A 19116-nucleotide genomic window follows, 5' to 3' on the forward strand; every position below is an offset into this window, starting at 1 on the left:
TATGTTTAGGAACGCTGTAACCTCTTCCTTTTCCTTCTAACCTTTAATACAAATTTCGGCAGCACAAGCATCCGTTTCCATCGGGAAGGCTGTTGGATTAGTCGGTACAACCATTCAAGACGCACCTTCTGCCATAAGACAGGAGCGCGGTTCACCTTTCCTGCGAGAACATCAAAGCTCCCTCCAACTCCCATAAAATATCCCTTTTTAAATAAGGGATAGTGCATAGAAACCCACTTTTCCTGCCTAGGGAAGCCCAAGGCAGTCAAAATAATGTCGGGTTCCAGTTCCGCTATGGACTTTGCCAAGCACTCGTCCTTGATATCAATGTATCCATGGTTGTATCCTACAAGTTCGATACCCGGATATTTCTCTTGAACCTTTAAAGCAGCTGTTTCAATCACGGATTCTTCAGCTCCAAGCAGATATACCTTTAGAGCCTGCTCATCGGCAATCCGGAACAGTTCATTCATCAAATCGAACCCAGTAATCCGCTCCTGTAATGGTTGATTCAGCCATTTTGAGGCCATAATAATACCAACGCCATCCGGTGTAATGTAATCAGCCGATGTAATGATGTCCTTATAATCCTGATGTTCATTTGCATACTCAACAATTTCAGGATTTGCCGTAACGACAAACGTTTTTTCTTGATTCATTAATCTTGGGTAGATCATCTGATTTATAAATTCATCCATATTGCTATCAATAAATGGTATGGACAATATCTCCACATATTTCTCAGTCATATCTCTTCAGCCTTTCATATGTACTATACATCTATAGGGTCGGGTATTATTCAAGAAATTTTTTCATACAAATCATATAACGTAATTTTGATTCAAAGGTGGTTGAACAATTGAAGCTTCTTGAAAAACTTTCGTTACCCATTCTAATTGTGTGCCTGCTCTTCTCATTAGCAGTACCTCACCCTATCGTCGGCTACACTGCGACGGCATTGATGCTAATTTTTATCGTTATAAATAAAAAAAACCTGATATTAATTCTATTCATTTATTTCCCAGCCCGTCCCTTATTTATGGAACTGAATAGCGGCTTAACCTATACAGGAGACCTAATTATCCTTTGCCTATTTATTTCTTTACTTATTGAAAAGTTTAAGAAGAAAGAATGGTCAACTGCGAAGTATCATTTCACTTTACCGTTCTGGCTGTATTGTTTAGTTGGTGTAGTTGCCTCGGTTTTAACCGGGGTGGGTCTCATTCCAATTCTGTTTGAACTCCGAGCTATACTTGTGACCTTCTTGCTTCTCTATATTATCGGTGAATTAAATCTAGAAAGAAAGGATATCTTTCGCTTTTTGAAGGTCACCCTACTATTTACAATCGTCCTTTGCCTTCACGGCTTATTGGAGAAAATCTTTTCTCGTTCCATCTTACTGCCTCATGCTTGGGAAATGTGGACTCTTTCCTCAACAAATCGAATGAGGATTTATGGTGCAGCTGCCAATCCTAATGTCTTTGCTTTATTTTTAAGCATCCAGTTGTTTTTTAGCTTCTTCCTCTTTCAAGCGTTAAAGAAATATAAGTTCTCGGTCTTTCTAGCATCCATCTTAATTTTCGGAACTTTACTGCTCACCTATTCACGGGGGACGATGATCGCTTTCGGAATCGCAACGCTTGTCTTTACCATCTGGACTAAAAATAAAACATTTTTCAAATTTGCTTTAGGGTCATTTGTTTGCGGTCTGCTTCTCATATATTACCCGGTTCTATTCACTTCAAGCAAAGTGGAGCTGTCAGCATCGGTTCCAATGGAAAATATGACAATTGGCAGCACTCCTATTTCCGAACGTGAACATGCCCTCTCCAATCGTTTCTCAGACATGTTCTCTGATAAGACTCTTCATCAAAGTACAGAATGGGGCAGGTTATATGTCGTTTTTAAAGGGCTTGAAATTTTTATGGATCATCCCATAGCTGGTACGGGGCTTGCTACATTCGGAGATTCAGCCACCCTTTCCTTCCCCTCACCGATTTATCAGGAATACCAGATTGGTGAAAGGATGTATACTGATAATCAATACATTCAGATTCTTGTCCAAACAGGGTTGCTCGGTTTTTTATCAGTTTTCGTATTTATTCTTTTAACCTTTCGTAAAATCATTAAAACAAGCAATGGCACTTCAGCAGTCTTCACCATCTGCTTGATGATAGCAGCACTAATAGCTGGACTTTTTTACAATATTCTTGAGGATAAAACGTTTACCCTTATTTTTTATAGTTGTTTAGGATTTTGTTTACACAAGGACATCTTTTTAAAGGATTGAACATATGCCTACTCTTTCACATGTTGTTAAATCGGTCGGGCTCGTCACTATCATTGCAGCCATTGGAAAAGTCCTTGGCTTCGGCAGGGAATCAATCATTGCCGCCTATTTCGGAGCATCATCAACGGCAGACATCTTTTTCGTGGCCAGCCTAATTCCTACCATTCTTTTTACAGCTCTCGGCAGCGGTCTTCAGGCCGGTGTCATTCCTATTTACCTGGAGAAAAAAGCGGAAAATCCAAGGAGAGCTGATGAATTCATCAGCGTATTAGGTTCCTTTTTTATGCTAGTAGCCGTCGTAATGACCATTGCCTGCCTGATTTTCACAAAGCCGCTCGTTATGATGGTGGCCCCTGGATTCTCGGGTTCCGAACTTGCTTTAACAGAAGTTCTAACCAGGATTATGCTGCCGAGTTTACTTTTTTTCACGCTTGCATACATGGCGACAGGAGTATTAAATGCGAATCAGCGTTTTCTACTCCCAGCTTTTACTTCAACAGCCCAAAATACAGTCATTATAGTAGCTACCGTATTGTTCGCTGCTCCCTTTGGGGTGAAAGGATTGGCCTGGGGATTTGTGTTTGGTGCTGCCAGCCAATTTATTATTCAATATCCATCATTAAGAAAATACCAGATTCGTCCGATTTTTTCCTTTCGGCCTTACAAACAGCAAATTAATAATACGCTTATCACCTTTTATCCTATTATCATTGCGGCTTTGGCCATCCAATTAAATAGTGTCGTCGACCGGATTATTGCCACCTCGCTCGAGACTGGAAGTGTATCAGCCCTGAACTATGCGAATCGGCTATTGTGGTTGCCACTAAGCATTGTCCTCACACCGCTGATTACCGTTTTATATCCTTCGATTGTCGAACGCGCTATAGAAGGATATCAATCTTTCCTTAGTTTAACCTTAAAAGGATTGAAGTCCCTTTTATTCTTAGCTGTTCCTTTTATGATTGTCATGTTGATCAGTGGAAACAGCTTAATCGCTCTGGCTTTTCAACGCGGTGCCTTTGATGCGTCCGCAACAGAAACAACTTATGCAGCATTTTTCTTTTATTCAGCTTGTCTCCCGTTTTTTGCACTAAGAGATTATTTGATGAACGCCTTTTACGCCTTAAAAAAAACAAAGGTGGCTATGTATTCCTGCCTGATTGCTGTTTTACTAAATGTCCTGCTCAGCTGGGCACTTTCACGTTTTCTCGGTGTCGGCGGAATCGCCTTAGCCTCAGGTATTTCCATGCTCCTGCAATCTCTCTACCTATTCTTCTTCTTGTGGCTAAAAACAAAAAAAACTGACAAAGCTGTATTTACTGATGTTTTTCAAGAAGGTAGCAAGCTAATCATAATCGGAGCTCTCATCTATGGACTTGCTATATGGATCCATCCTTTTACGCTAAGGTTCTCCATTTTTGTGGAATTAGTTATAGTTTCCCTTATGGTATTCGGGTTATATATCCTATTTTCCATGCTTTTTAAAGTAAGTAGTCTACATGCATTGTGGAAGATTAGATCGAAGTAGTCATTTAAAAGAACGGAGTGCGGATATGAATATATTAATAACAACGATATTTTCCTACCCTCATGAAGGGGGCCTATCAAGTCATATCACCACGTTAAAAAAGGGATTGAATTCACGAGGTCATAGCGTGGACATTTTGTCTTTCTCACAATTACCCTCATTCAAGAAAAAGTTGCTCGCCCAGGCTCCAGGTTTTTTATTAAATAAAGTAAAACACGGGAGCGGGCAGCTGTTCAATGACCGACAACGTCTGAAGTTATTGACCTCTTCTATTAAAAGTTTGAAAAAAAAGTATGATGTCATTAATGCACAGGATATTTTCGCAACGCTTGCCTCCATTGAATCAGGAATCCCAACTGTGGAAACAGTCCATGGGTATTATTCATTTGAGGCGGTTAGCAGGGGGGCCATTTCCCCTGACAGTATGGAAGATTTAATCATTCGCGATTTTGAAAGAAAAGCCTATCAGTCTGTTGCAAAAGTAGTAACCGTCGATCACCGAATTAAAGACTATATTAACCATTTAGCACATATCGAAGCGGAAACAATTAAGAATTTCATTGACGTGGCTGCTTTCAAACCCGAAACCACCGACCGGAATGAAACTCGACAAGTCTTTCAAATCCCCTTACATAAAAAGATGCTCTTTGTTCCTAGAAGAATGACAGAAAAAAACGGCGTTATTTATCCGATAATGGCTCTTCCCGAGGTACTGAAAAATCATCATGACACTGTATTAGTCTATGCCGGGACAGGAGAACAGCAAGCCCAACTTGAAGAAACGATAACCAGGCTCAAATTAACAGATTCAGTACTATTCCTAGGTTCAGTGCCTTTCGAGAAAATGCAAAACCTGTATGGTGCTTCAGATATCGTACTCATCCCAAGCGTTCATTCTCATGGGGTAGAAGAAGCGACCTCCATATCTGCGTTGGAAGCGATGAGTTCCGGTTCACCTGTTATTGCAAGTGCAGTCGGAGGCCTCAAGGAAATTCTCTCTGATGGAGAAGATGGTTTGCTCGTGGAGGAGAAAAACATCAAAGCACTATCTCAAGCCATCTCTACTCTGCTTAGTGACCCAGTACGAGCTGCAAAACTAGCCGAAAAGGCAAGATATAAAATTGAAAATGAGTATTCCCATCTAGCCGCTGCCGAGCGGTTTGAGAAGGCTTACCAAGAAGTGGTGAATTCAAAAACAGGCAGACCCAATACTTGAGTCTGCCTGTCACTTTTATACCGTTGTAGAACTACGCTTGTTCATTTGATCTTCGCGGTATTTTTTCTGTTCTTTTTTAGACATTGCTTTATATTCTTTCAAGAATGCTTCATATAGCGGCATAACTTCCTTGATGGGGCCGTAGGCTTTTACTTCTCCATATTCAAGCCATAACGCCTTTTGACAGAATTTCTTCATCTGACCGATTGAATGGCTGACGAAGAACATCGTTTTGCCTCTTTCCTTAAATTCATTCATCTTCTCTAAACACTTTTCAGCAAAGTTTTTATCCCCAACTGATAAGGCTTCATCAATAATCAGGATATCTGGATCAATATGAACGGAAATGGCAAATCCAAGCCTTGACTTCATCCCACTTGAATAAGATTTCACCGGTTGGTTAATGAACTTGCCAAGCTCTGAAAACTCAATGATTTCAGGCTCCAGTTCGCGAATCTGCTTTTTATCGAATCCGAGCATCAACATTTTCAATTCGATATTTTCTCTACCTGTCAATTGGTTGTTAAGACCTGATGAAACAGCGATTAAAGCTGTTTTCCCGTTAGCTTGAACATTTCCATCCGTGGGCGGGATAATACCAGCAATAATGTTGGACAATGTGGATTTTCCGGAACCATTGACCCCGACAAATCCGATTACATCTCCCTTTTCCGCTTCAAAGCTTACATTTCTAAGGGCATAATACTCTTCTCCATAGCTTTTAGGCAAAAGAAGATCCATCAATTTTTCTGAGTTTTTATTATATAATTTATATTTTTTCGTTACGTTTTTGACAACTACCGATTTTTCCATCTATTCTCACTTCCAGTTTACTTAAAGTCAACAAAGCGATCTCTAAATCTAACATGCAGCGAGGAACCTATCAAAAATAAGACGATTACGACTGCCCAGAAATAAAGCGTATATTCCCAATTCACTATTAGGTACCATGATTCCCCCAATAACGAAGCTCGATACCCTTCAACAATATAATATAGAGGATTTAGCTTCATGATATTAACGATTACTGGATGATCTTTAGCATCTAATACCCAAAGGATTGGTGTTAAATAAAACAAGACTTTCATTAATGAAAGTATTATATTGTGAACATCACGAATAATGGTTGATAAGGTGGAAGAAATTAATCCAAATGAAAATAACAGAGCCACTGTCGCAACAATATAGTAAGGCAGTTGTATGATGTAAAACGTCGGGAGATAACCCGTAAACGCTAAAAGTATGATGATGATACCAAGCAGCATGAGATGTTGATACAACTTAGCAAAAATAACATAAGAAGGAATAACACTCATTGGAAAACTCATCTTGGACACCATATTCATCCGGGAATAGACAGATTTAGACGTCTGGGTTATTGTCGGATTCACAAAGAACCAAACAACGATCCCTGCCATCAGCCATGGAAGGAACCCCTCGCCACGATTAACCATTATAAACCCGAATACAAACCAATAAATCGCAATTTGAATCATCGGATTGATGATTTCCCACAGGATTCCTAGGTAGTTACTGCTGTTAGCGCTTTTCATCTCGTAAGCAGACAAACGCCTTATCAAATAAAAATTGTTGATTTGTTCTTTTAAAACGGTCAAAGCTGAACTCATATATTACACAGACCTTCCTAAAAACACTTTTTCTACGACACGGCGCGAAGCTTGGCCATCCTCGAGCGCACAAAACTTCTCATGAAATTGATTAGATCCTACAGCATTTCCAAACTCCGTAGCCTTGATGCTATCAATGACCTCATCAGACGTTTTTACTAACGAACCTGGTGCCATCGCTTCAAAATCAAAGTAAAACCCGCGAAGTCTGTCCCTGTAATTTTCAATATCATATACATAGAACAACATCGGACGCTTTAAATTTGCGTAATCAAAGAAAACTGATGAATAATCAGTTATTAATAAATCTGAAATAAGATACAAATGATTGATATCTTCATAGCTGGATAAATTGTAGACAAAACCTTGATACGCCGATACATCCAAGTTCTCAGAAATTAAATAATGAAGACGGAGCAAAATAACATACTCATCCCCTAATTCCTGTTTCATTTGATCCAAGTCCAGTTTTATTTCAAACTTATATTTTCCCTTGCTATAAAACTCATCGTCTCTCCACGTAGGGGCATATAAAATAACCTTTTTCTCTAATGGTATACCCAACTTCCGTTTCAATGAGTCGATTGTATCACGATTATTCCCATTGTACAGTAAATCATTACGCGGATAACCCGTTTCCAGTATTTTAGAAGGTTCAACTTGAAAGGCACGAGCAAAAATCTCACTTGAATAAGCATTCGGAGAAATTAAATAATCCCATTTACTTGATTCGGCATGGAAATTTTCTTTATAACTTTCCGTTGTCGTTCCAGGCATATGAACTTCCTTCATATCTGACGCAAGTTTCTTCAATGGAGTTCCATGCCACGTTTGCAAATAAACCGTGTGATTCGGCTTTGGAATCCAAAGCGGTAACCTGCTGTTCGTTACCCAGTAACGAGCGCGTGTCATTTTAAGTAGCCAACTAAGTGAAAAACGTTTGAGATAGGGAATACCTGCCTCTTCAAATTGAGCGGTATACCTATTATCTACACTCCAATACATTTTATATTCAGAATGGTGACACTGCAAGTATTCATATATTGCACGAGGATTACAACTGTATTGCTTCCCTAAAAAACTTTCAAAAATAACAAGCTTTTTGTCGACTGGAAGCACTTTCGCTGCTATGCCAAAAATGAATTTATATCCTCTAAAAAAAATGGTTTTAACTATATTTTTAAACGCTGATAAAAAGGAAGGTTTACTTGGGATTTGTATTTTTTTATTTAACATATCTTATCTCCCTGTTTATTAAGTAGTAGTAGTGGTTGAATGCTTAAACCCAGAAAATACAGAATCTCTCCTACTCAACAAACTACTTCTGAAAATATTCCGGACTAAAAATAAGCTCGCCCATATTAGGGAGAGCTTATTTTTGGTGTACACTTAACGGCTACTCCAAAGGCTTTAATGCTAGTCCCAAATTATTTGCCACTGTTGTCAAAAACTCGACATTTTTATTAGAATCTCGCATTAACCATTCAAATAGCATTATGAAATCACCAATGCGATCCTCCATAAATCAATCATCTATGATTATAATTCAATCTGATCTCTATAGATTGATTAATTACCGATTCAATGGTTTGATCTAATGAACTTCTCGGCATTGTATGCTACAGCAACCAAAGAGACCTTTTTATCTTACCTAGAAATAGTAAATCAATTATCAAAGAATTTATCAACGATTCTCTTTGTTGCTTTACCATCCTCTATTCCACAATACTTCTCTCTAAATAAACTGTACCTTTTTCTGTAACGCATGTTTATTTCATCAATATTGGTAATAGACTCTATAATATCCTCAGTGGTTTTTAAAAATGGACCTGGTGCTTCTTTTTCAAAATCCATATAGAATCCACGAATATTATCTCTGTAATCTTCCAAATCATAAGTGTAATACAAAATAGGTCGACCTGTATTAGCAAAATCAAACATTACTGAAGAATAATCCGTAATCAATATATCACTAATCAGATAGAGCTCCTGTATATCTGAATAATTGGACACATTCATAACAAAATCTTCGTACCCTTCTGGGATACGGAATTTATTACTAATAACAACATGCATCCTTAATAATAGGATGTATTCATTTCCAAGAACTTCTTTCATTCTCTCCAAATTTAAATTCAACTCAAAAATGAATTTATTGTTTTTAGATGTTTGATTATCTCGAAATGTAGGTGCATATAAAATAACTTTTTTTCCTTTTGGCAACTTCAATTTACCAGCTACAGAGTTTGCAATGACTGAAACATCTTCCCTATAAAACAGATCATTCCTAGGATATCCCGTTTCTAATATTTCTCCATCATAGCGAAATGCACTTTTGAAGGCCTTGGACGCATATGGACTTGGTGATATTAAATAATCCCAATTCTTTGTTGCACTATGCACTCGATTTAAATATTCATCGTCTCTTCCTTGAATATTCTCTATATCAAATTGCATCTTTTTCAAAGGTGTACCATGCCACGTCTGAATATAAGTCGTCTCTTTTCTTTTACTTAAATAGGTAGGAAAGTTTTGATTATTTATCCAATAGCCTGCTTTAGCTAAATAATAATAATATTCAGGACTTAAACGTTTTATTCGCTTGGTATTCTTATCCTTTATCGGTAAATTACTATTATAAACCCAGATTTTTTTATAGTTATTATCCCTTTTCACTAGTTCTTCATAAATATATTTGGGACTATCTGCAAATTGTTTTCCAATTCCACTTTCAAAAAGAATAAGGTTACGGTCAATAGGTAGAACTTTAGACATAATTTTATATGCCTTTTTCATTACAGGGAAATAAACTCCACTCTTCCTGAACCGATTCAATAAGAATTTAAATATTGGATGATTATAGATTTTCTCTAATACCTTTTCTTCTTTTTTAACATTTTGAATCACTTCGAAAATTCTTGAATTAGAATGAACATCACGATATTTAATAAAACGGTTAGCTTTATCTATATATTTTTTCTCCATGGTAAAATCATTTTTGGCATACTTTTCAATAAAAACGATCAGTTCATCTAATTCATTAACGATTTCACCTGGAAGATCATTATCTAAATCCAAATGTGATGGTCTTTTCCCTATGAAACGATTTCTATCAAATTGATAGTAAATCACTGGCTTATGCAGGAAGCTAAAGTCAAAGGCAACACTTGAATAATCCGTTATCATAATCGCACTTTCCTTAATTAGCCTTTGAACATCCACTTCTCCCTGACTAATTACCCTAACTGGAGCATCTTTAAAATAAGGCGTGAATTTTTGCATATTAGGGTGCAGGCAAAAAATGATTTCAAAACCGTAATTTTTAGAAAGTTCGTGTAAAGCCGAATGGTGCACTAATTTCTGATAACGCTCAAAATACTCACTTTCCAAAAATGCTTCATCAGATGTAATCCAATCTCTCCAAGTTGGAATAATCAGCAACTGTCGCTTCATTAAAACATCATTCTTAAACAAGGAGTCAAACCTCGAGAGTCCTGTCGTAAACACTTCATTTTCGTTATACTCAAAATCAGTGACAATCATATTCTTTTCGAAATCTGAACTTACTAGAAAAATATCCGTATTAAAGCCTGATGTTGCATTTTTCCCATAATTAGCTACCATATTCTTAGTACCCATAACACCATGTTGAAGAAAAACTTTAACAGCCTTAACCCGCCTTTTAAAAGCAGATGTTCTTAGAGGATACAAATAATCGGGATGATGTGATGAAATAACACGTGTCGATTCTAAGGTCTTTTTAATATGTTCTCTTGACTTGAAATAGAGTACATTACCTAGAGGCTCTACGTTCTTAGCTTCCACAGATTTTTCCTCGATCACATAATACACTTCTTTTTCAGGATGATTTTCCCTCATGTATTTAAAAAAATGATATCCAGTATCCTGAGCTTTATAAGTTCTTTCGCCAATAATCCAGACATCTTTTTTCTTTTTAAATAAACCCGAGAATCTTCCCCAACGCATTTCCCTTCTTAAATATTGGTAGGTATCTACAGGGAAGTTAAACACTTCTAAAGATAAATTTGAGGCTTTAAAGGTATAGTATGGTTTGACTACAGCAACTGTATTATCTCTGACAACACTGGTTTGTCTTGTAAATAATTTAGTTCTTGTTGTTGGTCTACCAACCCGTACCATTTTCGGCTCTTCCTGATCGTGCAAATTCAATTTCATATAAATATCAAATATATCATCTGTCAAATCTTCATCGACTAATTGTTCTAAATTTAAATTGATATTATATATATAACGATTCAACCCATATTTCTTAATATTAACTTCCTGGTTATAAATAAAGGATATATTTGCTTGATATTCTTTTTCACTTTGTCTTCCTTTTACTATACCTTCACCTGAAAGAATCTTTGAATTCTTAGTAAAAATTTGCCCATTGATAAGCATTGATTTTGGCTCATAGGTCAATTTTTCAATTTGGGATTTTACTGAAGTGCCAGGTACCTTATTGAAGTGAAGAGATAGATTACCTTTTTTAGTTATAGAGAAAATACTTTGTTTATCTTCATATGTGAAAAAACTTAATTGATCAATGTAAGTTTCCTGAAAACGCCCTAGACGAAGTAAATATTCGATATATAACTCGTCGCCTACCTCCACATACTCGGCTTTATCTTCAATTTTAAGGATTGTTTTTTCGCTCAGTTTTTCAACAGGCACGGAAACCTTGATATAACAGTCATAAATCATTGGTTCCGACTCTTGTAAGTTTTGGTTTAAATCTTTTAGATTTATTTTAAAATCAAAATTAGATGAAGTTTCAGCGATTTTTATCGTTTTAACTTCATTTTCCCTTGAATGAAGCCAAAGTTCTTTTGCGCAATAATATTCTTTTGAAAACTCTCCTTTAATCAAAAGAATATCTTTTTCTTGGACAATGGTCAGACTCTGTTTCAACCTAATTTTAGGAGATTTTTTCACTTTCCTTTTTCTAAGAAGCTTATTTATCATTGTAGACCACCTATAACAAATTATTTAAAATAAATCATTTGCAAATTTTACACTCTAAAATCATAAACTTTTTTAACGTTTTTCTCAATAATTAATAAGGTAAACTATCTTTACATAACTCAGGAAGGTTTGAGGAATTATAGCTTATGACATGTTTCAAAACGACTAGGTCAATGCTAGGGGATACATTATATAGAAGTATTATGTGCAATAATTTTGATATAACAGCAAAATGGATTACATATTAACAAAATGTACAAGGGTTTCCAAATCTTTTCTATTGCTCAGAATTATTCTTCCTACGAAGCTGGATGTAGGTATAGCGGTCCATCTTGCACGTGACAACTTGGTGAATAGGCATTTTGGGTCTATAAAGGTTGTACTATAACCCTTGCCTTTACTCAACTAGACACAAAGGGTACCCTGAATCTCTCAGCTTGCTTTCTGTCTCAAGACGAAATGCAATTGGCACATAGCTTCCATTGATAAAGCAGTTGTAAATTTGTTTTTAAACGATAGTTCCCACATTGTTCAGAAGACCATTTATAAAGCAATTTTACGTGAGTCTGTTCAAGCTAGGACTAAATAATATTTCCCACTATGTATACAAGCTAAGCTATTTATGACCCTATATTCCGCTATTGGACCTCCTGGCTGCTTTGTTTATCATATAAACCATAATTTCATTTTTACTCACGCGCAATACAGAAAGAATAGCGATTTAAAATGACACCAACTTCTCTTGTAGAATGCTATAGTATACGAATTATTTGCTTCTAGTTGTTGCGCTTAAGATTACAATGCACCTTATAAATTTGTTGCTAACAACTCGCCATTACTCGAAACAAGAATGTTATTGTTCCCCTACTGGTTGTACTTATAACTTAATCACCTCTTTCTAAAATAGATTTAACTGCAAACCTAACAGTATCCAAATAAAAAAATTAATGAAGATGTACTGACACATTTTCGAGTACCAAAATAACCAAAAGATACTATATAATAGATATTTAAGAATTTAACTTATTTATGTATTTTATTGGAATATTGTACTTTTTCCTTGTCCTAACAGGTTTAAAAATTGTTAAACTAATGAATAGTTATCTAATAAACTAATTATTTATTAATATTGTAAAAATTTTGTGGTTTATTTGTAAAAATTTTGCGTTATAATTAGATAGTGAAGCATTATTAAAACAAAAAAACTTCATATTCATATATATAATGCGTCCAATTGTTCGCCTTTATGCTTCTCATTAAAATATCCTAATTCGACCTTTTCTTAATAAATATAAATAAATATACTTGTACAGGAGGAATAAATATGAAGAAAGTAATCACGTACGGAACCTTTGATTTGCTTCATTGGGGCCATATCAATCTATTAAAACGCGCTAAGGACCTAGGAGATTATCTAATCGTTGCTATTTCAACGGATGAATTTAATGCTCTAAAAGATAAAAAAGCTTATCATAGCTTTGAAAACAGAAAAATGATTCTTGAATCCATTCGCTACGTGGATGAAGTTATACCGGAAGACAATTGGGCACAAAAAAGAGAAGATATCGTTCGTGAAGGTGTAGATATTTTTGTCATGGGAGATGACTGGAAAGGCCAATTCGATGAACTGGCTGAAGTTTGTGAAGTTGTATACCTGCCAAGAACAATCGGCATCTCTACTTCTCAAATTAAAGATGACCTTTTACAAGTTACAAATGGCTAAAGAATTCGCGATAGGGATTTATTTATTTTGCTTCAAAGTGCTATTCTCTATCTTTAAACTTTTTCCATTAGCTGATAAAACAACCTTTGTCACATCCTTCGGGGACAATTGTCAGTACATTGCAGATGAAATGGACAAGCAGAACCTTGCTGTACAAAAAGTGTTTTTAATGAAATCGAGCAGTCATATACAAGTGAAGGGCGATGGAAACACCATCGTCCTTCCGTTTGAAACGAAAAATATAATCGCCATGATTCGGTCGATTTATCACCTGGCTACTTCCAAAGTAATTATCATTGATAATTACTTTGGTTTTCTTTCAACCACTACATTTAAAAAGACAGTGACTTGTGTTCAAGTATGGCATGCGGCCGGTGCCATTAAGCAATTCGGATCGAAGGATCCTTCGATTAAAAGTCGTTCTGCCGGTGCAAGAAAAAGATTTTTGGAAGTATATCAAAAATTCGATTATGTCACAACAGGTTCCGAGAAAATGGCAGAAATTTTTCAGGAAAGTTTTCAATTGCAGAAATCCCATATTCTTAGAACTGGGATACCTCGGACTGATTTCTTCTTTAATGATGAATCTAAAAAAACTGCACGTAGAGCGTTGTTAGCCATGTTTCCTGAGCTCGAGCATAAAAAAATCATGTTATATGCCCCCACATTTCGAAATGATGGCTTAAACACCGGGGAAATTGCACTCGATTTAGAATTACTCTACAAAGAACTGCAAAGCGAAAATTACGCGTTATTGTTGAAACTGCATCCGGCTGTAAAAGCAGAACATGATTTACAACATAAATTTCCCGGATTCGTATATCCAGTCCATAGTGATTTTCATGTGAACCAACTGTTAATTAGCACGGATCTTTTAATTACGGATTACTCTTCGATTCCATTTGAATTTTCTTATTTAGAAAAACCAATGATTTTCTTCGCTTATGACTTAGAAAAGTACGAGAAAGAGCGCGGATTTTGGGAGGATTATTCCTCTTCCATGCCCGGACCGGTCGTATCTACCAATGAAGAGCTCATTGAAAAAATCCGGAACGCTGATTATTCTATAGAAAAAATTGAGCCCTTTAAGCAAAAGTGGAATCAATACTCGACTGGAAATTCAAGTGAAAAGTTAGTAGATTTTCTCTTTCACAATTCAAAATAAGAAAATCATTAGATAAATTCTGATTTTCGATAAAAATAGAGCAACCACTCCGTAAAACACGGAGTGTTTTTTTTATGTAAATAAACCATCGACAATCAGTTCAAATAAACAAACATTTAAAAAAGGAACGAAATTTATGGTTGTAGCGAGTTCTATAGAAAAAAATAATTCTGCCAATTTGTTCAATTGGTATAAAATCCAAATTTCAGGATCAACCGCCATTTGGTATGTCGCTTCTTCCAATAAACGAAAAAAAGGATACCGTCCAGGAACCCTTTTTTCGTTTTTATTTATAATGTAAAACATCATATACGCACAAATCTTCATTATCTGCAAAATGTGAAAAAAGACTCATAAAATAGAAAATATTGTAGATTACAATACTCAAACCCCACCAGTATAAACCAGTAAAATACTACTATCTTCCCCTTGTAACAAAAATGTAATATAATTTTCACCATTTCATTTGATAGAATAGGGAAAAAGACATATTTGAGGTGGAAAACCGTGAAAAAGAGTGTTGTCGCATTTTCGACATTAGCTATTCTATCATCGACGTTTGTTTCTCCTGCCCTTGCCAGTACCTATACAGTTAAAAGCGGCGATACCTTAAGCAAGATCGCTCAAAAACATAATACTACGGTGAAAGACTTAAAACTTCTTAATAACTTAAAAACAGACCTTTTGAAGATTAATCAAAAATTAATTACACCCAACTCCAAAACAACAACAACCACAACAGCAAAGTCTGCTTCAGTTTCCGTAGAAAAAACAAAGAAAACCACTTATACCATTGTCTCTGGAGATACTTTAACTAGAATAGCAAACAAACATAACCTTACACTTGCTGAGTTAAAGAAGTTAAATAACCTAAAATCCGATAGAATTTATGCAGGTGCTAAACTTATCGTATCTAGTTCCACTACTACAACTACTATTGATTTACCTAGCAGTTCCAAACCATCAAATGTTACATCGCCCCCAAAACTTTCGGGTACATACGTTGTGGTAAAAGGTGACACACTCTCAAAAATTTCCAACAAGACTAACTTAACTGTCGCTGAACTTAAATCAATAAACTCGTTAAATTCCGATTTAATCAGAATAGGCCAGAAACTAAAACTAATTAAATCAGCCAATTCAGACTCTACAGATCAAAGCAATGAAAAAGTAGATACACCACATTCCGGTAATAAGGTAGACACACTCGTTTCTGAAGCAAAAAAATTAATTGGTTCCCCTTATTCGTGGGCTGGCGCTTCCCCCTCAGGTTTCGACTGCAGCGGATTTATTTACTATACGTTTAAAAAAGCTGGTTATAAAGTTTCGAGGCTTTCCTCTTCCACTTATTATGATATGGGAAAAAAAGTTACTTCACCGAAGTCTGGTGATCTTATCTTTTTTGCAACTGGTTCGAATAGAGCGGTCGTTAGTCATATGGGTATTTACCTAGGAGATGGACAGTTCATTCATGCCTCTTCAAGTAAGGGAATAGAAATCAATTCCGTTTCAAACTCTTACTTCAAAAGTAGAATCATTGGTTATAGAAGTTTATAGTGTTTTTTACCAGACTCCATTTTAAGGGTCTGGTAATTTTATGCAAAAATATGTATTTTCTATATTAATCTATGGTTATTATTATCTTGAAATGGGGCGCAGCATGTTAATATTTCGTATATTTTTATTTTCTTTCGTCATCCTCTGCGGGTCTTTATCACTTTTCACAGAATCTACTTTTGCACAATCATCGATTGTAAATCCGAATCAAACATACTCTACCGCTAAGATGCTAAACGATATTAAGAAGCTCGAACAAGCTTATCCCGGTTTCATCAAAAAAGAAGTTATTGGAAAATCTGAATACGGGCGGAATATATATGCTGTTTCTCTTGGAAAAGGGGATTCTACTGTTTTCATTAACGGATCTCACCATGCCCGTGAATGGATTACTACCAATCTCACGATGAATATGATAGACAAATATTCAGCTGCCTATAAAAGCGGCACCAAAATCAACGGCTATGATGTCAAAAAGCTCCTCAATAATACAACCATTTGGTTTATACCAATGGTCAATCCGGATGGAGTAACCTTACAACAATTTGGTCTGAAATACTTCCCTGCAAAAGACCATTCAAAGATCATTAAAATGAATAATGGCAGCAAAAACTTTAAACGTTGGAAAGCAAATGCAAAGGGAGTAGATTTAAACAGACAATATGATGCAAATTGGAAGAATCTCGAAAGCCCTAAAGCACCCTCATATAAAAATTACAAGGGCGCTAAAGTGGCGACAGCGTCCGAAACTAAAGCCGTACTTTCATTTGTTGAAAAAATCGATCCAGAAATGACGATTTCCTACCATTCAAGCGGGCAAATTATTTTCTGGAAGTATCAGCAAACAGGGAGCCGCTATACTCAGGATTATAAGTATGCCAGTAAATTAAGTAAAATAACCGGCTACAGCCTTGTTAAACCAAGATCGACCGGAGGCGGTTTCGGTGATTGGTTTAATAAAGTAGAAAAGAAACCAGCCTTCACCATTGAAGTTTCTCCAGCTGTTGGGGAAACTAATGTACCTCTTAAAAATTATTCTAAAATTTGGAGTCAAAACGCAAGCATTGGTCTATATACAGCACAAGAAGGCTACAAGCTATTTGATACTCGCAATACTGCAGCCAGTGATAAAGTAACGAAGAATATTAAAACGTATAATAATACAGCTGCTAAGTTGAAAAACTATTACTCTCAAAACAAATTGACGGTTACGAGCACCCATAAGACACTGTATGTCAAAACGGTTGAAGAAATAAAAAAACAAGAGAAAGCAATTGCCAAGCTTCCAGCGAAATATCGGACAAAACCAAATGCGGCATTAAAAACGACCAAAACCTATCGTGATTACTCCCTTGCCTACATGAATGGAATTAAGGCAGGAGACAATCTCGTCTCAGCTAACAAGAAGCTTACCGGTTATTTAACTGCAGGAACTTTAAACGATACAACGCTTACTCTCTATAATAATTTGATAAGTCAGATAACAATAGTTGAAAGTAAAATCAAGAAAATGTACAGTAAAGAAGTCCAAAAACTTGCCACTGCCAAATATGTCACCCCGGCTAAAACTAGCAAGAAAAACATCGGCTATGACTTAGCCAGATATGAACTATTATTAAAAATGGAAAATGATTTAAAAAATGGAAAATACAATGAAGTTAAAGCTAATATTTCAAATTACGGAAAATTATTTTCTACTTACTCTTACAAAAACACAGAGATTCAATTGTCGAACATGCTGCAAGCCATTAAAGATGAGCTTCTGCAACTAGAACCAGAAGAGCCTGTACAACCTGAACCACCAATTGAAGAACCAGGAGAACCAGGAGATTCAGATACAGCTCCTGAAGCTATAGAGGGCGACTCAGCCGCCCACTAATATTCCACTAACAGGAAATCGAAGGAATCTTGTTACTAGGACTCCTTCGATTTTTTGAATGGAAATAGGTAAAAATACACTGTAAGTACAAAAAGAAACTATTCTATTCTTAACAAAAAACAGGTATAGTTAAACATACCAACTAGGTACTTTTTCATACTTTTCCATTTTAGTGGAATGGTTCAGGGAGGAATTAATATGAGATCCGAACATAAAAAAAAGAAAAAGAAACGAAAAACGTTTAAAATAATAGGGTTTACCCTTCTTATCCTTTTCATCGGTGGTGGCGCTTATGCGGCCTCTGTTTATCAATCCTTGGCAGGTGCGATTCATACTATGCAGGGTGCGGCGCATAAAACGGACAAACGTGTAGATGATATCAAATTTAAAAGTCAGGACCCTTTTTCACTGCTTATACTTGGAGTAGATGAAAGAAAAAATGACAAAGGCCGTTCAGATACGATGATTGTTATGACCATTAACCCTAAACAAGAATCCATCGAATTATTGAGTTTGCCCCGTGATACACGTACAGAAATAATCGGTAAAGGTACGAATGATAAAATGAACCATGCCTATGCATATGGTGGCGTGAATATGTCGATAAACACAGTGGAAGCCTATTTAGATATTCCGATTGATTATTACGTCAAAATGAATATGGAAGGCTTTCAGGATATTGTAAATGCTGTGGGTGGCGTCACGGTAGATAATGATATGGACCTTGCCTATAAAGGATATAGCTTTAAAAAAGGCACTATAGACTTGGATGGTAAAGAGGCTTTAATTTATTCCCGAATCCGTAAAGAAGATCCTCGCGGTGATTATGGTCGCCAAATGAGGCAGCGTCAAGTTATACAAGCCGTCATGAAAAAAGGATCAAGCCTATCCACACTTACCAATTATGACGATATATTTGAAGCCCTTGGTAAGAACGTTGAAACCAATTTAAGTTTCAATGAAATGTTAAGTATTCAAAAAAACTACAAATCTTCACTTAAAAAGATTGAACAATATACACTTGAAGGTGAAAATCAAAAAGTCGATGGAGTTTGGTATAACATTGTTTCCGAGGAAACAAAACTTGAAGCCCAAAACCGTGTGAAAGCACATCTTGGATTATAAAGAAAGAGGATGGCTA

At 36.1% G+C, this 19116-nt stretch carries 12 protein-coding genes and 1 pseudogene; 8 read left to right on the top strand and 5 right to left on the bottom strand.

All coding sequences use genetic code 11. The annotated features are described in order from the left end of the window. Positions 1–5: 5 nt before the first annotated feature. The gene (locus tag NST21_RS26590; RefSeq protein WP_340892196.1) at positions 6–749 is read right to left on the bottom strand and encodes a WecB/TagA/CpsF family glycosyltransferase; all 744 of its coding nucleotides are present in this window, start codon (positions 747–749) and stop codon (positions 6–8) included. Between the two features lie 110 nt (positions 750–859). Here NST21_RS26590 and NST21_RS26595 point away from each other — a divergent pair, with 110 nt between their 5' ends. Genes NST21_RS26595 through NST21_RS26605 form a run of 3 tightly spaced genes read left to right on the top strand, consistent with a single transcriptional unit; the run spans position 860 to position 5034 of the window. After that, on the top strand, positions 860–2290 hold the full coding sequence (locus NST21_RS26595) for an O-antigen ligase family protein (RefSeq protein ID WP_340892198.1): 1431 nt from the start codon (positions 860–862) through the stop codon (positions 2288–2290). A gap of 4 nt (positions 2291–2294) precedes the next feature. Next, the gene (gene murJ / locus NST21_RS26600; protein WP_340892201.1) at positions 2295–3818 is read left to right on the top strand and encodes a murein biosynthesis integral membrane protein MurJ; all 1524 of its coding nucleotides are present in this window, start codon (positions 2295–2297) and stop codon (positions 3816–3818) included. Positions 3819–3843: 25 nt separating this feature from the next. Next, positions 3844–5034, top strand: coding sequence for a glycosyltransferase family 4 protein (locus tag NST21_RS26605; protein WP_340892203.1), 1191 nt, complete (start codon positions 3844–3846; stop codon positions 5032–5034). Positions 5035–5049: 15 nt separating this feature from the next. On the opposite strand, the gene tagH is transcribed toward NST21_RS26605, so the two are convergent. From tagH to NST21_RS26625, 4 genes and pseudogenes are all read right to left on the bottom strand, one after another. After that, positions 5050–5847 carry a teichoic acids export ABC transporter ATP-binding subunit TagH gene (gene tagH / locus NST21_RS26610; protein ID WP_340892205.1) on the bottom strand — a complete coding sequence of 266 codons (798 nt, stop codon included), beginning with the start codon at positions 5845–5847 and terminating at the stop codon, positions 5050–5052. Positions 5848–5864: 17 nt separating this feature from the next. After that, entirely contained in the window at positions 5865–6662 is a 798-nt protein-coding gene (locus NST21_RS26615; protein WP_340892207.1) for an ABC transporter permease, read from the bottom strand. Between the two features lie 3 nt (positions 6663–6665). Next, positions 6666–7889, bottom strand: a pseudogene (locus NST21_RS26620) (CDP-glycerol glycerophosphotransferase family protein); the annotation flags it as partial. A 438-nt stretch (positions 7890–8327) separates the two neighbouring features. Further along, positions 8328–11651, bottom strand: a complete 3324-nt coding sequence (locus NST21_RS26625) for a CDP-glycerol glycerophosphotransferase family protein (protein WP_340892209.1) — start codon at positions 11649–11651, stop codon at positions 8328–8330. Between the two features lie 1324 nt (positions 11652–12975). Between NST21_RS26625 and tagD the strand changes: the two genes are divergently transcribed. From tagD to NST21_RS26650, 5 genes are all read left to right on the top strand, one after another. After that, the gene (tagD, locus tag NST21_RS26630; RefSeq protein WP_201187419.1) at positions 12976–13374 is read left to right on the top strand and encodes a glycerol-3-phosphate cytidylyltransferase; all 399 of its coding nucleotides are present in this window, start codon (positions 12976–12978) and stop codon (positions 13372–13374) included. Continuing rightward, positions 13367–14539 carry a CDP-glycerol glycerophosphotransferase family protein gene (locus NST21_RS26635; RefSeq protein WP_340892214.1) on the top strand — a complete coding sequence of 391 codons (1173 nt, stop codon included), beginning with the start codon at positions 13367–13369 and terminating at the stop codon, positions 14537–14539. The genes tagD and NST21_RS26635 overlap by 8 nt, the downstream gene beginning before the upstream one ends. A 507-nt stretch (positions 14540–15046) precedes the next feature. Beyond that, positions 15047–16096, top strand: a complete 1050-nt coding sequence (locus NST21_RS26640) for a C40 family peptidase (RefSeq protein WP_340892216.1) — start codon at positions 15047–15049, stop codon at positions 16094–16096. A 103-nt stretch (positions 16097–16199) separates the two neighbouring features. Then, positions 16200–17975 carry a M14 family zinc carboxypeptidase gene (locus tag NST21_RS26645; RefSeq protein ID WP_340892218.1) on the top strand — a complete coding sequence of 592 codons (1776 nt, stop codon included), beginning with the start codon at positions 16200–16202 and terminating at the stop codon, positions 17973–17975. Positions 17976–18173: 198 nt separating this feature from the next. Beyond that, entirely contained in the window at positions 18174–19100 is a 927-nt protein-coding gene (locus tag NST21_RS26650; RefSeq protein WP_340892221.1) for an LCP family glycopolymer transferase, read from the top strand. Positions 19101–19116 lie beyond the last annotated feature (16 nt).

Source organism: Peribacillus sp. FSL K6-1552 (assembly GCF_038005205.1).
Taxonomy (GTDB): domain Bacteria; phylum Bacillota; class Bacilli; order Bacillales; family DSM-1321; genus Peribacillus; species Peribacillus butanolivorans.

Bases quoted from the DNA above. Each gene is read 5' to 3' on its own strand.
- NST21_RS26590 (WP_340892196.1), bottom strand. From the start codon at position 749: ATGACTGAGAAATATGTGGAGATATTGTCCATACCATTTATTGATAGC.
- murJ (WP_340892201.1), top strand. From the start codon at position 2,295: ATGCCTACTCTTTCACATGTTGTTAAATCGGTCGGGCTCGTCACTATC.
- NST21_RS26605 (WP_340892203.1), top strand. From the start codon at position 3,844: ATGAATATATTAATAACAACGATATTTTCCTACCCTCATGAAGGGGGC.
- tagH (WP_340892205.1), bottom strand. From the start codon at position 5,847: ATGGAAAAATCGGTAGTTGTCAAAAACGTAACGAAAAAATATAAATTA.
- NST21_RS26615 (WP_340892207.1), bottom strand. From the start codon at position 6,662: ATGAGTTCAGCTTTGACCGTTTTAAAAGAACAAATCAACAATTTTTAT.
- NST21_RS26625 (WP_340892209.1), bottom strand. From the start codon at position 11,651: ATGATAAATAAGCTTCTTAGAAAAAGGAAAGTGAAAAAATCTCCTAAA.
- tagD (WP_201187419.1), top strand. From the start codon at position 12,976: ATGAAGAAAGTAATCACGTACGGAACCTTTGATTTGCTTCATTGGGGC.
- NST21_RS26635 (WP_340892214.1), top strand. From the start codon at position 13,367: ATGGCTAAAGAATTCGCGATAGGGATTTATTTATTTTGCTTCAAAGTG.
- NST21_RS26645 (WP_340892218.1), top strand. From the start codon at position 16,200: ATGTTAATATTTCGTATATTTTTATTTTCTTTCGTCATCCTCTGCGGG.
- NST21_RS26650 (WP_340892221.1), top strand. From the start codon at position 18,174: ATGAGATCCGAACATAAAAAAAAGAAAAAGAAACGAAAAACGTTTAAA.